Raw genomic sequence first — 13,902 nt, forward strand, 5'->3', positions numbered from 1 at the left:
GCCTTTCGGAGGGGACGTGGGCCAACGCCGGAAATCTACCCGCTGGCTACGGTTTCGTCCATCTTTCTCATTCAGTTTGCTTCAGTTCTCTCTTGGCGTGGGTTGTCAGCTTGGTGTGTTGTCAATGAAAACCGGCCCTCCCCGTATGAAACGGGAAGGGCCGGTGGTCACTCGGTCCAGCGAGACAAAAAACTCGTTAAGCCAGGTTCATAGAGTGCGGTTTAAACGCCGTCCGTTTCTTGCGGGTCCTTGTCCGCGTCCGCCTTGGTTTCGTGGCGGGTGCCTGGCTTGTGCTCCGGCGGAGCGTAGATGGAGTAGAGCTTCGCGGGTGCGTCGGACTCGTTGACGAAGTTGTGCCACTTGCCGGCAGGTACGAAGGCTGCCCAGTCGGCGCCAATGACTTCGTCGACCTCGAGGTCATCCTCGCTCGGCCCGATCTGGGCGCGCAGCTCGCCAGCCTCAAGGCGCAGGAACTGGTCGTGATCGTCGTGGATCTCAGCGCCGATCTCGCCGCCGGCCGGAATAGTCATGACGGTCAGCTGCAGGTTAGGTCCGGTCCACAGCGTGTCGCGGAATGCCTCGTTGTCGAGCGTGGCCTTCTCAATATCGACGACGTACGGGTTCGGTCCGTGGTCGTTACCGATTTGTGCTGCCATGTCTCCTCCTCAAACTCGGGATTAGATACCCCCAATATACCGAGATTTCCGCTGGCAAGTTGTCGGTTCATAACCCCACATAGGGGCTGAGCCGGAGTAGAGTGACGGCATGAGCACAGGCGAGCCAGATTTCCCCGGAGCTGACGATATTCCGGAGCGGATAGTCGACAACGACGCACGCCTCGAGCATTTCGCCGAGGCCAACGACCGCTGGGAGGAAATCCCCGAGCGTCTCGCGGACGATTGGGACGCGATGGCGAAACTCATCGCCTATTACGAAAGCATGTGGCGTGACGATGTCAGGGACTTCCCTGAGGCACAGTTCGGCGTACTGTCGGAGGACGGTGTGTGGAACGAGATGGGCCGTTTCTACGAGTCCATGAAGGAAATCGCGGCGACCGCCAACCGTATCGTGTGCGAATATGAGGCGGACAACGACCCGAAGGTCGATCCCGGCACCACTCCCACCGACGAAGAGCTCGTGGATGGTCTGGATCCCGGTGCCGACGTGGCGATCATCGACGAGCCCTAACTAGAGCTACCGAGTTTCACCAGGCCCTCGCTAATTATCCCGGCGGTGACGGCCGGTGTACTCCTGCTCGGCGATGTCGTCTTTGCTGTGCTTGGGGGCGTGTTTGGGGGCCTGGGCATCCCGGCGGGCTCGGCGGAGCTGGACCTTTTCCACCTCGGTGAGGTAGGTCTCGCTGGCGGCGGTGTCGCCGTCGTCGGTGCGGGACGGGTTGAAGTCCAAGAACGCGGGGAAGTATTGCGTCGGGGAGTCCTCGGCGGGCTCCGGTTCGGCGGTGACCGGCGCGATGGTTCGTCCGCCGGGGAGCGGCTGAACCCAGTCCTTGGGGTCGATAGCGTGAGCGAGGTCCACGGTGACAGCGATGGAACCGTCAGAGAATTGGAAGATTTCTGCCGTGGGAAGCTCAATCTCGGGGCCTTCCGGCAGCGGCAACTGCGGCAGAGTGCGCACCGGGAACGTGCCGGGGGCGCGGGTGACGTCGACGCTGATCGATCCGTCGACAGCCCATGCGCGCGCTTTCACGTCGGACCCCTGTGCAAACAGTGCAGCGATTTTCGCCCGCACAGGGCCAGCCTGGTGTTCGTCGAGGGTGCCCAGAACGCGGCCGCCGCATGTAACCACGACAGTGTGTCCGTGCAGGTACAGCCCCACGAGCCACTGGCCCGGTGACATGAGCATGGTCTCCGCGGCGGTGAACTCGCCGTCGGCGACGTGGACGTAAACAGGGGCTTCTCCCGGCGCAGTTCCGGGGAGTAGCAGTGCGCCGGGCAGGAGATTGTTCCGTGGGACGCACATCGTTGAGGGGGCCAGTTGGACGGCGACGTGGTGTGTGGCGGTGAGCGGGTCGAACGATATCACCGCGTGCGCGGTGGGCACGAGACCGGCGCCGTGGAGGGTATCGACGCAGCGGTAGTGTGCTCGATCATCGGCGCTGATGGAGCCGATGATCCCGCCGTGAGCTGCGGGCCACCGCACCTTCCATTGTCCGGAAAGTGGGTCAGGCTCAAGCTCCACGCTCGTCTGCAATGGATCGTCGGGGGTCGGTGCCCCGGCGTGCTCGAACAAAGTTGCCGCCACAAGGTCGCCCACGCTGAGCTCGGTTCCGCCGCCGGGGGCGGTCGGGGCGAGAGGGTAGCGGGGCAGTGGTTCCATGGCCCTCGACTCTAGCGCGCGAATTTACGGATCCCGGAGACGACACCGAGGACGGCGAAGCCCACGATAAGTCCCATTACGGTCGATCCGGCGGTGTCGACGAGCCAGCCCAGGGCGCCACCGCCGACAGCGTCGGAGGCCTCTGCCAGAACATCATGGGGCCAATGCCAACCGAAGACCTCGGCGAGGCCGCGGATGATCAAGTGTCCACCGACCCACAGCATGGCCACGGTGCCCACGATGCCGATGATCTTCAGCACTACTGGCATCCCCTTCACCAGGGCTTTGCCTAGCCCAGGGGTGTTGCCTCGCTCGATCATCCGGAGGCCGATGTCGTCGACCTTGACCAGCAGAGCGACAGCTCCGTAGACGGCCGCGGTGATGAAGAGGGCCACGGCAACGAGTACCAAGAACTCCGTCGTGAACGGCTGGTCCGCGACCTCATCGAGAGAGATGATCATGATCTCCGCCGACAAAATGAGATCTGTCGTGACAGCGCGCTTGACTAGCGAATCTTCGCTTTCTTGGTCGCGGTTGACGGCGCGGTCCTGCTGCTCGCTTTCGTCATGGAGGAGCTTCTCAGCGATCTTCTCCGCGCCTTCGAAGCAGAGGTATGTGCCGCCGATCATGAGGATCGGGACCAACGCCCAGGGTGCAACCGCGTTGAGCAGCAGCGCGATCGGCAGGATGATCAGCAGCTTATTGCGCAGCGAGCCCTTCGTGATTTTCCAAATGATCGGCAGTTCGCGCGCGGGAGAGACGCCGGTGACATACTGCGGAGTCACTGCCGCATCATCAATCACGACACCGGCAGCTTTGGCCGAAGTTTTGGCAGTCATCGCCGCAACATCGTCCATGCTGGAGGCGGCGGATTTGGCGATGAGGGCGACATCGTCAAGCAGTGCGAGGAGACCTCCGGCCATGTGCGGACCTTTCTGTCGGGGGTGTTTCGAACAACAAATACTAATGCGAACGCAGCGCTTGGGTAGGGTGTGGGCCATGCCAGAAACCGTGACCTCGACTGCGCGTGTGCGCATCGACCGTCCCGCACGTTACGGGAAGTTGTTGGCCAGCCATTACGGGCGGCTTATCGACGCTGCGTGGGACCCCGAAACCTCCAAAGGCACCTTCACATTTCCTGCGGATGGCACTGTGGGCACCCCAGGTTGCGGCGCCGCGACATGCGATGTCATCGGCACCGAGGGGGTACTCATGCTCAGCGTTGAGGGACCGGAGACTGCCGTGGAGAATGTCGAACGCGAGCTGGCGACGCGCCTGATTTACCTTGCTGCCGACCAAGATGTGGTGGTGGAGTTTACCCGGGGCAATCGCGACCGCGCGAGGTTCACGCGCAAAGAGCTACGACGGCTTGACTGAAAGCGCTGTCTAGCTGCTTCGTGGCTTTAGGAGGCTGCCGGGGTGAGTTCGACTTCCTCGGCCCAGGTCAATTCGATGTCCTGAGCACGGAGCCATTCCATCGCGTCATCGTCGTGGCGCGTAATGCCTTCGACGGCGTTGAGCGTTGCGTCGATCGCCTTTTCCGCCTCTTCGGCGGAGATGAGTCCAGCGGAGGTCGCTGCGGCGAGTTCATCGATGTCGAGCACGTCGACCGCCTCACCCTGGACTGCGACGAGGTCCACGTACAGGTCGCGCGTGCGCCAGACTTCGCCCTCGACTTCGATCTCCGCGATGTCGAAGTAGTAGTCCTGCTCCACATCCACACCCTCGCGGAAATGGAAGATGTTGGCGCGAAGATTCAGCTTTGGCAGCAGCCAGCTTTCCAAATATCCGAATTTCGGGTGGTTCGCGCCACGCGCCATGTAGAGGCCGAAGTCGGTGACCCGGAATGTGTCGACGTCCCGGAGGAATCCCTTTGGGTCTGTGTTGGTGTTCGACGTGGTGTCGAACGTCTCTTGCTTCACCGGGTGGAGATCGGGAAGATCTGTGCGCCCCGCCTGGTTCGCGGTCATGTCGTTCACCTGCCGTTCGTCGAACTGCTTGTTCATGGGATTCCTGCCAACCTTTCGCCGGTTATTTGACCGTCACGCTCAGCGCCGTCGGTGCGAATCCGCAGCTGCGGCCTCCGGTGTTGACGGCGCCCTCCACTACCGCCAGCACGAGTCCGGAACCCGTGGAGGCGACGTTGGAGAGCGTTGCCGGTCCTGTTGGGTTTATCCCGTTGTTATAGAGCGGTGTTACGCCCGTGCGGAATGTGGCGAGGTTGATCCAGTGGACACGCATTGCTCCTTGGTTGCGTGCCGCTGCTTGCGTGCCCAACGCGGTGAAAACGAACGTGGTCTGGCCGGACTTCGGGGCGGGAACCGGGACGCGTGCGGGGCCGGGCACGGCGATGACCGAGCCAGTCGAGTTCATGCCCGGGCCCATGCAGTTGGGGGAGATAGTGGGCCAGAATCCCTGGCGGAAACCGGGGGCATTAGCAGGCAATGCCGGGCCGCCGGACTGCCCGCCTGAGCCGGTGAGGAATGCCAGGCCGCCAAGGAGGGCGTCCCGGGCCTGCGCGGGCATGCCGGGGCGGTTGGCAAAATCCGTGACTGCTCTCTGCACCTGTGGTGTAGGACGGCCGAGCGGGTCGATGAGCGCTGAGGATGCAGCAGACAGCGGTGCGGGGGCAGGTGCGGCCTGGGCGGGAGTGGGGGTGGCGAGAGCGCCGGCGGCGAGCGCTGCCGACAGGGCTGCGGGCATGACTGCAGTGCGGTTGAGTGGTGCTATCTTCAAGGAAAGTATCCTTTGTTGCGGGAAAATAACATTACAACATCTGCAACATATGCGACTTTGGGCCCATCTGCAACATCGATCTCACGTTTTTCTGTAAACGCGCGTGTGGTCAAGTAGTGACTCTGGACATTGGGTGCTCTGCGAGATGGATGGTCGACGCCAATCCGTGGAATCAGGGGAGCGCGCGAGGAACGTGTATTTTCGGTATCGCACGCACGCCCCTATGGGAGTAGGGTTTAACCGTTCAACTGCGCCCCGCGCGTAGTACGCCTATCTAAAGGAGCAGACGTAGAAGTGTCGCACCCTGAGTTCCGTAACGTCGCCATCGTCGCCCACGTCGACCACGGCAAGACCACTCTCGTCAACGGCATGCTGGAGCAGTCCGGCGCATTCGGCGATCACGGCGAGGTTGCAGACCGCGTCATGGATTCCGGCGACCTCGAGTCCGAGCGCGGAATCACCATTTTGGCCAAGAACACCTCCATCCGCCGTGCGGGTGCCGGCAAGGACGGCAGCGACTTGGTCATCAACGTCATTGACACCCCGGGCCACGCGGACTTCGGCGGCGAGGTCGAGCGCGGCCTGTCCATGGTCGACGGTGTCGTCCTGCTGATCGACGCATCCGAGGGACCTTTGCCGCAGACCCGCTTCGTCCTGGGCAAGGCGCTCGCGGCGAAGAAGCCGGTGATCATTTGTGTGAACAAGACTGACCGCCCCGACGCGCGCATCGACGAGGTCGTGGAAGAAGCCCAGGACCTGCTTCTGGAGCTCGGTGCCTCACTGGAGGACCCGGAGGCCGCCGAGGCAGCGGAGAACCTTCTCGAGCTCCCGGTGCTCTACGCCTCCGGACGTGCGGGCCGCGCCTCCTTCAACAACCCGGGCAACGGCGAGCTACCGGACAATGAGGACCTGCAGCCCCTCTTCGACGTCATCTACGACGTCCTGCCCGAGCCGTCCGCGGATATCGATGCACCGTTCCAGGCCCAGGTAACCAATCTCGACTCCTCCTCCTTCCTCGGCCGTATCGCCCTCATCCGCGTATACCGCGGCTCGGTGAAGAAGGGCGATAACGTCGCGTGGGTCCACTACGATGCCGAGGGGGAGCAGCACGTCAAGAACGTTAAGATCGCTGAACTGCTGGTTACCGAAGGACTCGAGCGCGTCCCCGCACAGGGTGAGGTTGTCGCCGGCGACATCGCCGCCGTCTCCGGCATCGACGAGATCATGATCGGCGATACCCTGTGCGACCCCGACAACGTCGAGGCGCGTGAGCGCATCAAGATTGACGACCCGGCGATCTCCATGACCATCGGCGTGAACACCTCGCCGATGGCCGGCCGCGGCGGCGGCGACAAGCTCACCGCCCGCATGGTCAAGGCGCGCCTCGACCAAGAGCTCATCGGTAACGTTTCCATCAAGGTTCTGCCTACCGAGCGCCCCGACGCGTGGGAGGTGCAGGGCCGTGGCGAGATGGCCCTGACCGTCCTCATCGAGACGATGCGCCGCGAAGGCTTCGAGCTGACCGTGGGCAAGCCGCAGGTGGTGACCAAGGAGGTCGACGGCAAGACGTACGAGCCGTACGACCACATGGTCATTGATACCCCGGCCGAGCACCAGGGTGCCGTCACCCAGCTGATGGCCAACCGCAAGGGCCAGATGACTGCGATGGGCAACGCCGGCTCCGGCGACTGGGTCCGCATGGAATTCGATGTCCCGTCCCGCGGCCTCATCGGCTTCCGCACGACCTTCCTGACTGAGACGCGCGGTGCCGGCATCGCCAACTCCTACTCCATCGAGCACCGCCCGTGGGCCGGCGAGATTAAGGGCCGCCCGACCGGTTCTCTCGTGGCCGACCGCTCCGGCCAGGTCACTGCCTACGCCCTCACGCAGCTCGCCGACCGCGGCGACTTCTTCGTCGAGCCCGGCGCGGAGACGTACGAAGGCATGGTCGTCGGCGCGAACAACCGCGACGAGGACATGGACATCAACATCACCAAGGAGAAGAAGCTGACCAACATGCGCTCCGCCACCGCGGATGCCACGGTCACGTTGGCGAAGGCGAAGAGCCTCTCCTTGGACGAGGCCATCGAGTTCTGCGATGACGATGAGTGCGTCGAGGTCACGCCCGATGTCATGCGTGTGCGCAAGGTCGTTCTCAACGCCACCGAACGCGGTCGCGCCCGCTCCCGCGCGAAGCAGAAGAATAAGTAGGGACCGTCCTATGCAGTAGCATTAGTGGCCATGTGCACCCCCAGTTGCAGAGTTTCAGCCGCGAGAATTCTCGCTCCTGTTCTCGCGCTGGGGGTGTTGTCGTCGTGTTCGGCACAGCCAGGTCCGCCTCCAATTGTGGAAGAGCCGGAGACGACGGAGGCGTCCACCACGACGGCCGCCCAGTCTGCGGCGCGCACAGAGGCGAGCGTCGGCGTGCAGCCGTTGCGCAACGGCCTCAACCCGCATCTTGCGGCGGATGAGAATTCCACAGTCCGCGATGTGGCGGAGTTGGCTCTGCCCAGCGCATTTGGAGCTGACGGCATCAATCGCGACCTGCTGGTGTCTGCGGGCATTCTTCCGAATGCCATGGTGGAGAACGGACAGACCGACCCGGACGCGCCCGCGATGACCGTGCGCTACGTCATCGCGCCGTCCGCGCAGTGGTCCGATGGTAGCCCGATCACGGGTGCGGATTTCGCCTATTTGTGGCGCGGAATGGTCTCCACTCCGGGTGCTGTGGACCCTGCCGGGTACCGCGCGATTAGAGACATTCGGGTCAGCGGTTCAGGAAAGACGGTCGACGTGCTTTTCGACGAACCTCTGACCACCTGGCAGGAATTGTTCAATTACCTGCTCCCGTCGCACCTGCTGGATTCCCGCGCGGCGGACTTCGCCACAGCGTTAGGCGACACGATCCCCGCCTCCGCCGGGCGCTACATGGTGGATAAAGTCGACCGTGGTGCCGGAGTGATTGCCTTGAAACGCAACGACCGCTTCTGGGGCCCGGACCCCGCGAACATCGATCTGCTGACGCTCAACTTCGTGCGCTCCACGAACCTCACCGGCGACCGTCTGCGTTCCGGCCAGCTCGCATTCGTCGATCACGTGCCGGGGGAGACGTCGTGGGACGCGTACTCGCTCATTCCCGGTGCGCAACTGAAGCTTGTCGAAGGGCCCCGGGAATTGGGTGTCACACTCTCCGTCAATTCGTCGATCCTCGGATCCGAGGATGCGCGCAAAGAGCTGGCATCGCTTATCGACGTCCCCCTCGTCGCCCGTATCGCCGCCGGCCGCGAGCGCGACCTCGCAGCGGCGCCTCGCACTGAACCTCTGGAGGAGGAGCCGCACGCCCTGCGTGCCGCGGTGGCTGAGTCCGGAACGTTGAGGATCGCCGCGGACGCGCGCGACGACCAAGCCATGCCCGCCGCTCGCGCTCTGGCGGACCTGCTCGTCGGTGCAGGCATCAATGCTGAGGCGGTGGCCGCCGATACCGCCGAGATCGCCACCCGTCTGCGCGCAGGTACGGTCGACGCGGTGGTCGGCTGGTCCGTTGACGGCGGCCCTGGCGTGTGGGCCAGCAAGGTGCAGTGTGCTCCGCAGAACGAGCAGTTCGTTTCTGGCAATATCAGCGGTCTCTGCTTACCCTCCACACGGAGCTTGGCCAGCGATATTCTCACCGGGCGCATACCAGCGGATCAGGCGCGAGAGGAAGTGTCCGACACGCTTCGCCGTGAGTCGGTGTGGGTGCCGCTGCTCGCTGAGCGGCGCTTGATGGTCCTGGGCAGAGGAATCACCGGACCGGTGCCCGAGTTGGATCTCTGGCAGGAAGGCGTGGCCGGCGCCGCTCAATGGAAAGCTGAACGCTCGGGTGTTCCCGGGGCCGCGGCCGATGACGAGAACAGAGCCAACGGCAACGGCGCCGACAGTGCCCACAGTGCCCACAGTGCCCACAGTGCCGACGGCAACGCCAACAGAAACAAGGACAGCAACCTCGATAGTGAAGGGGGGACGGATGAGCACTTCAACGAACCTCAATCAGCGGCAGGGTAACGGCGTGCCCTACGACCGCGACCTGGTGGGGCTACGCGTCGTAGCGGTCCACGCGCACCCGGACGATGAGTCCATCTCCACCGGCGGTGCACTGGCGCACCTGGCTCGCCGCGGCGCCGACGTTCTCGTGGTCACGTGCACGCTTGGCGAAGAGGGCGAAGTCATCGGCGAGACCTACCAGGGGCTCGTCAACGACCGCGCCGACCAGCTCGGCGGGTTCCGCATTCACGAGCTCTCCCGCGCCCTGGAGATTCTCGGGGTGCGCGGCGAGTTCCTCGGCGGTGCCGGGTGCTACCGCGACTCCGGTATGGCGGGCTCGCCGGCTAGCCAGAATCCCCGTGCCTTCGTTAACTCCGGCGACCGCGCGGTCAACCACCTGGCGGAGATCTTCCAGCGCGAGAAGCCGCACCTCGTGCTCACCTACGACCCTAACGGCGGCTACGGGCACCCCGACCACATCCGCGCCCACGAGATCACGCACCTCGCCGCCGAGCAGGTCGAGATTCCGCGCATTCTGTGGGCCGTGCGTCTGCGCACGGAGCTCGAGGCGAATTTCGCCGACCGGACTCCGGATGGCTGGACACGCCCCGCGCCGGGATCTCTCGATGCCGTCGACGTGACCGACACGTGGGTCGAGATGGACGACGTCGTCTACGCCGCCAAAGCCGAGGCGATGAAGGCGCACGCAACGCAAATTTGGCTTGCCGACGGCTCCGTCAGCCCCACCAACCCCCACTCAGCCACCGCCAGCGGACCGGTGACCACTTACGCGCTGTCCAACCTCATCGCGCAGCCGATCATCCGCCGCGAGCACTATCGCCTCGGTGCCGGCCTGCCCCTCGACCACGGGGCCGACATCGCCAACGGCCTCGACTTCTAATGGCTCATCCCGGCCCGCCACCTGACCGTCCCGACCGGCCGCGGTGCCCCGAAACCCGCACCGATTTCACCGCTGCGGAAGCCTGCTCCGGCATCGCCTGGCTCAGTGCGGGGGCGTTGGTGATGGTGCTGGTGGAGGTGGCGTCGATAAGCACGCTCTACGGCATTCCCTCAATGCTCGCCGCCGCGGGTCTGGGGGCGGTGCTCACGCGCACGGCGCGGCTGTGGGTGCGTGGTGCGAATGCACTCGCGCTTCTGCCCTTAGGCGCCTGGATCATCGGGTTCGCGCTCCTCGCGCTCGGGCCCGAGGTGACCGCCGCGATGATCGCCGAAAATAAGATTCGCTGCGCTGTCCTGTTCGCCGCGGCCTGCGGCGGGGGCGTGTGGCCCATCCTGGCGAGGAAGTGACATACTGATGTGAGAATTTTCGCCAGACAAGGAGTGACAACAGCCCATGACCTACATCATCGCTGAGCCTTGCGTCGACATACTGGACCGCGCCTGCGTTGAGGAGTGCCCGGTCGACTGCATCTACGAGGGCAAGCGCATGCTCTACATCCACCCCGACGAGTGCGTGGACTGCGGCGCCTGCGAACCTGCATGCCCGGTTGAGGCGATCTTCTACGAAGACGACCTGCCTGACGAGTGGAGCGACTACTACGACGCCAACGTCGCTTTCTTCGACGATCTCGGCTCTCCGGGCGGTGCGGCCGCGGAAGGCCCATACGACTTCGACCACCCGTTCGTGGCCGCGCTGCCGCCGATGAACCAGGAGTAGGGGAGAAGCCATGGGGGCGCGTCACCCGCTCAGCCAGGTCCTGCCCGATTTTCCGTGGGACACCATCGCGGATGTCAAGGCGAAAGCCGCGTCCCACCCGGACGGGTTGATCGACCTGTCCGTCGGCGGGCCCGTCGACCCGGTGCCGCCGGCGATCCAGCTTGCGCTCGCCGAGAACTCCGCCGCGCCGGGCTACCCGCAGACCATGGGCACGCCTAAGCTGCGCACCACGATCGTTTCCGCCCTCGTGCGGCGCTTCGGCATCACAGGCCTGAACGAGAAATCCGTGCTGCCCACTATCGGCCTGAAAGAGGCGATTGCGTGGTTGCCGACGTTGCTCGGCCTGCGCGGCCAGACCGTAGTCATCCCGGAGGTCGCGTACCCCACCTATGAGGTCGGCGCGCTCATCGCCGGCTGCGACGTCGTGCGTTGCGACGCCCCCTCTGACGCCCCCCGCGACGCCGCCCTCGTCTTCATCAATTCACCTTCAAACCCGACCGGGGCTGTGGCCACCGTCGAACAGTTGCGCGCGTGGGTGGCCTTCGCCCGGGAAACCGGTGCGGTCATCGCCTCCGACGAGTGCTACCTTTACCTCGGCTGGTCCGCAGAGCCAGTCTCCATCCTGCACCCGTCGGTCACCGACGGCGACAACACCGGCCTGATCGCTTTGCACTCCCTGTCCAAGACATCGAACCTGGCGTCCTACCGCGCCGGAATGATCTCGGGCGATGAAGCACTCGTTCAGGAATTGTTGGAGGTGCGCAAGCACGCCGGGCTCATCGTGCCCGGCCCAATCCAGCACGCCATGGTCGCGGCCCTGGAAACCGACCTCCACGAAGAGCTCCAGCGCACCACCTACGCCGCCCGTCGCCTCGAGCTGCTCAAGACGTTGCCCGCCTCCGGTTTCACCGTCGACAACTCCGATGCGGGCCTCTACCTATGGGTTCGCCGAGAGGGCATGAGTTCGCGCGAGGCTCTCGACTGGTTCGCCGACCGCGGCATTCTGGGTGCCCCCGGCGACTTTTACGGTCCCGCCGGTGCCCAGCACGTGCGCATTGCGTTGACCGCTACCGACGAGAAGGTTGCCGAAGCCACGCGTCGGCTAGCGCAATAGCGCCCGGCTCGCGCATTACCCCGGGTGCTCACCGGATCTAAGAATTGAGTGTCTGGTGCGCCACATCGCCGCGTAATGTTTTCATTCCCCCGTGACTGCGGGACTAAACTGTCAAAGGTTTGTCACGCGGTGAAGCAGCGCGCGTGCGTACTGACACGATGAAAGGTGGCCGGGGTTGACCCTCTACGAAAGCACTGACGGTGGCGCAGGTGATTCTGCCCGGCTAGGACCCGATGCGCTTTCGCCCGCCGAGCCCGGCACGCCTGAACCCGTAACGCCCGCTCGCCGCGACTCAGGCTCGGGCAGCACGGCCGTTCGTCTGATGAACAGTATGCGGGAGTTCATTAAATTCGGCATCGTCGGTGGTTCCGGGGTGCTGGTGAACTTCCTCGTCTTTTATGTCGCATCCAAGGCTCTGCTTCACGGCTTCGGTCTGGGTGCGGACGATGTGGTCACCCAGATCGGGTCCACCCGGTGGAACGTGCGCTGGTACCACCTGCTGTCATCCCTGGCGTTTCTGCTGGCCAACACCTGGAACTACCAGCTCAACCGCAGTTGGACGTTCCGCGGGTTGTCCAAGCGCTCCTGGTTGCGGGGGTTCTTCCCGTTCTTGGCAACGGGTCTCGTCGCCTTTGCCGTCTCCCTGACATGCATGACGCTGTTGATGAACCCGACGACCCCGGTCGGTTTGCCTGACCACATTTTTGACGGCTCCAGCGGGTTGCGCACTAAATCGTACTGGGCGCAGGCGATCTCAACGCTGATCGCGATGCCCGTGAACTTCATCATCAACAAGCTGTGGACTTTCAGGAAGCCCAAGGTCACGCTGGTTAACACCAGCGAAGCGTAGCGCCGGCGAAGCGTGACAGCGCGTTGGAAGAGCGCACGTGTGGTGCTCGCGACGCACGCATACAGCAACGAAAACTGCCGGTAGGGAACGGATCCTACCGGCAGTTCTTCGCGCATGCGAGGGCAAGGCCGCCGCAAACGGGCCCAGCCCCAAGCTCATTAGTTCTTGTGCAGCTCCGCGTTGAGTTCGACGCCCTTCGCCTTGGTGGCTTCGACGGCGCCGGTGATGGAGTTGCGGCGGAAAAGGATCCCGCTGGCGCCGGAAAGCTCGAGGGCCTTCACAGTGTCGCCCTCGGATTGACCGGTAGCCTCCGCGATGTCCGCGGACAGCACCACCTTCGTGCCGGCGGTGACGTAAAGGCCGGCTTCGACGGTGCAGTCGTCGCCAAGCGAAATGCCGATTCCGGCGTTCGCGCCGAGCAGGCAGCGCTCGCCGATCTTGATGGTCTCCTTGCCGCCGCCGGACAGGGTTCCCATGATGGAGGCGCCGCCGCCTATGTCTGTGCCGTCGCCGACAACGACGCCCGCGGAGATGCGGCCCTCGACCATGGAGGCACCCAGAGTGCCCGCGTTGAAGTTAACAAAGCCCTCGTGCATCACCGTGGTGCCTTCAGCGAGGTGGGCACCGAGGCGGACACGGTCGGCATCGCCGATGCGCACACCCGACGGGACGACGTAGTCGACCATGCGCGGGAATTTGTCGACCGAGTAGACAACGACCGGGCCACGTGCCGCGAGACGACCGCGCACGACTTGGAAGTCGGACACGGCACAGGGACCGTAGTTCGTCCACACCACGTTGGCCAGCAAACCGAAGACCCCATCGAGGTTCGCCTCGTGCGGCTTGACCAGACGGTGGGAGAGCAGGTGAAGGCGCAGGTATGCGTCGTACGCGTCGATCGGCGCCGCGGAGACATCGGCGATCGACGTTGCGACCGGAACGCGCGCCACGCCGCGTTCCTCGTCCGGGCCTGCGAGGTTGGCGAACTGCTGCGGGGTCTCCTCCAGGCGCGTCGTGCCTGTCGACGCGACCGACTCACCGATCTTCGGGGCCGGATACCAGACATCCAGGACAGTGCCATCGTGGGTCACAGTGGCCAAGCCACGAGCAAATGCGGTGGTCATAGTGGTGATCAGTTCTTTCTCTTACGGTTCACTCTTACGGTTT

The 13,902-nt window shown here is 64.2% G+C and carries 15 protein-coding genes; 9 read left to right on the forward strand and 6 right to left on the reverse strand.

All coding sequences use genetic code 11. From position 1 onward, the window contains the following. Window positions 1–221 precede the first annotated feature (221 nt). Window positions 222–656: a cupin domain-containing protein gene (locus QYQ98_RS09685; protein ID WP_302006650.1), complete on the reverse strand. Its 435-nt coding sequence runs from the start codon at window positions 654–656 to the stop codon at window positions 222–224. Window positions 657–765: 109 nt separating this feature from the next. On the opposite strand from QYQ98_RS09685, the gene QYQ98_RS09690 reads away from it, so the two are divergent. Next, window positions 766–1,188 (forward strand): DUF4298 domain-containing protein, encoded by a 423-nt coding sequence (locus QYQ98_RS09690; protein WP_302006651.1) that lies wholly within the window; start codon window positions 766–768, stop codon window positions 1,186–1,188. A 30-nt stretch (window positions 1,189–1,218) separates the two neighbouring features. On the opposite strand, the gene QYQ98_RS09695 is transcribed toward QYQ98_RS09690, so the two are convergent. Further along, window positions 1,219–2,337, reverse strand: a complete 1,119-nt coding sequence (locus QYQ98_RS09695; protein ID WP_302006652.1) for a hypothetical protein — start codon at window positions 2,335–2,337, stop codon at window positions 1,219–1,221. Window positions 2,338–2,348: 11 nt separating this feature from the next. Beyond that, complete coding sequence (locus QYQ98_RS09700; RefSeq protein ID WP_302006653.1) at window positions 2,349–3,260, reverse strand: DUF808 domain-containing protein; 912 nt, start codon at window positions 3,258–3,260, stop codon at window positions 2,349–2,351. Window positions 3,261–3,336: 76 nt separating this feature from the next. On the opposite strand from QYQ98_RS09700, the gene QYQ98_RS09705 reads away from it, so the two are divergent. Beyond that, the gene (locus QYQ98_RS09705; RefSeq protein WP_302006654.1) at window positions 3,337–3,714 is read left to right on the forward strand and encodes a DUF2218 domain-containing protein; all 378 of its coding nucleotides are present in this window, start codon (window positions 3,337–3,339) and stop codon (window positions 3,712–3,714) included. Between the two features lie 26 nt (window positions 3,715–3,740). Here QYQ98_RS09705 and QYQ98_RS09710 read toward each other — a convergent pair whose 3' ends face one another. Both QYQ98_RS09710 and QYQ98_RS09715 read right to left on the reverse strand, forming a co-directional pair. Then, on the reverse strand, window positions 3,741–4,307 hold the full coding sequence (locus QYQ98_RS09710; RefSeq protein WP_302007760.1) for a DUF402 domain-containing protein: 567 nt from the start codon (window positions 4,305–4,307) through the stop codon (window positions 3,741–3,743). 61 nt (window positions 4,308–4,368) lie between these two features. Beyond that, window positions 4,369–5,073 carry a hypothetical protein gene (locus tag QYQ98_RS09715; protein WP_302006655.1) on the reverse strand — a complete coding sequence of 235 codons (705 nt, stop codon included), beginning with the start codon at window positions 5,071–5,073 and terminating at the stop codon, window positions 4,369–4,371. 294 nt (window positions 5,074–5,367) lie between these two features. Here QYQ98_RS09715 and typA point away from each other — a divergent pair, with 294 nt between their 5' ends. From typA to QYQ98_RS09750, 7 genes are all read left to right on the forward strand, one after another. Further along, window positions 5,368–7,284: a translational GTPase TypA gene (typA, locus tag QYQ98_RS09720; RefSeq protein WP_302006657.1), complete on the forward strand. Its 1,917-nt coding sequence runs from the start codon at window positions 5,368–5,370 to the stop codon at window positions 7,282–7,284. A 135-nt stretch (window positions 7,285–7,419) separates the two neighbouring features. Then, window positions 7,420–9,114, forward strand: a complete 1,695-nt coding sequence (locus tag QYQ98_RS09725) for an ABC transporter family substrate-binding protein (protein WP_302006660.1) — start codon at window positions 7,420–7,422, stop codon at window positions 9,112–9,114. Beyond that, a complete protein-coding gene (gene mshB / locus QYQ98_RS09730; RefSeq protein ID WP_302006662.1) occupies window positions 9,077–9,994 on the forward strand; it encodes an N-acetyl-1-D-myo-inositol-2-amino-2-deoxy-alpha-D-glucopyranoside deacetylase in 918 nt (305 codons plus the stop codon). Before QYQ98_RS09725 ends, mshB begins: the two co-directional genes overlap by 38 nt. Then, the gene (locus QYQ98_RS09735) at window positions 9,994–10,401 is read left to right on the forward strand and encodes a hypothetical protein (RefSeq protein ID WP_302006664.1); all 408 of its coding nucleotides are present in this window, start codon (window positions 9,994–9,996) and stop codon (window positions 10,399–10,401) included. Before mshB ends, QYQ98_RS09735 begins: the two co-directional genes overlap by 1 nt. A gap of 46 nt (window positions 10,402–10,447) precedes the next feature. Continuing rightward, a complete protein-coding gene (fdxA, locus tag QYQ98_RS09740; RefSeq protein WP_302006666.1) occupies window positions 10,448–10,771 on the forward strand; it encodes a ferredoxin in 324 nt (107 codons plus the stop codon). A 10-nt stretch (window positions 10,772–10,781) separates the two neighbouring features. Then, on the forward strand, window positions 10,782–11,885 hold the full coding sequence (dapC, locus tag QYQ98_RS09745; protein ID WP_302006667.1) for a succinyldiaminopimelate transaminase: 1,104 nt from the start codon (window positions 10,782–10,784) through the stop codon (window positions 11,883–11,885). 331 nt (window positions 11,886–12,216) lie between these two features. After that, window positions 12,217–12,735: a GtrA family protein gene (locus QYQ98_RS09750; RefSeq protein ID WP_302006668.1), complete on the forward strand. Its 519-nt coding sequence runs from the start codon at window positions 12,217–12,219 to the stop codon at window positions 12,733–12,735. A 158-nt stretch (window positions 12,736–12,893) separates the two neighbouring features. Here the strand turns inward: QYQ98_RS09750 and dapD are convergent, their stop codons facing one another. Continuing rightward, a complete protein-coding gene (dapD, locus tag QYQ98_RS09755) occupies window positions 12,894–13,859 on the reverse strand; it encodes a 2,3,4,5-tetrahydropyridine-2,6-dicarboxylate N-succinyltransferase (RefSeq protein WP_302006669.1) in 966 nt (321 codons plus the stop codon). Between the last annotated feature and the right edge of the window lie 43 nt (window positions 13,860–13,902).

Source organism: Corynebacterium sp. P3-F1, assembly GCF_030503635.1.
Lineage (GTDB): Bacteria > Actinomycetota > Actinomycetes > Mycobacteriales > Mycobacteriaceae > Corynebacterium.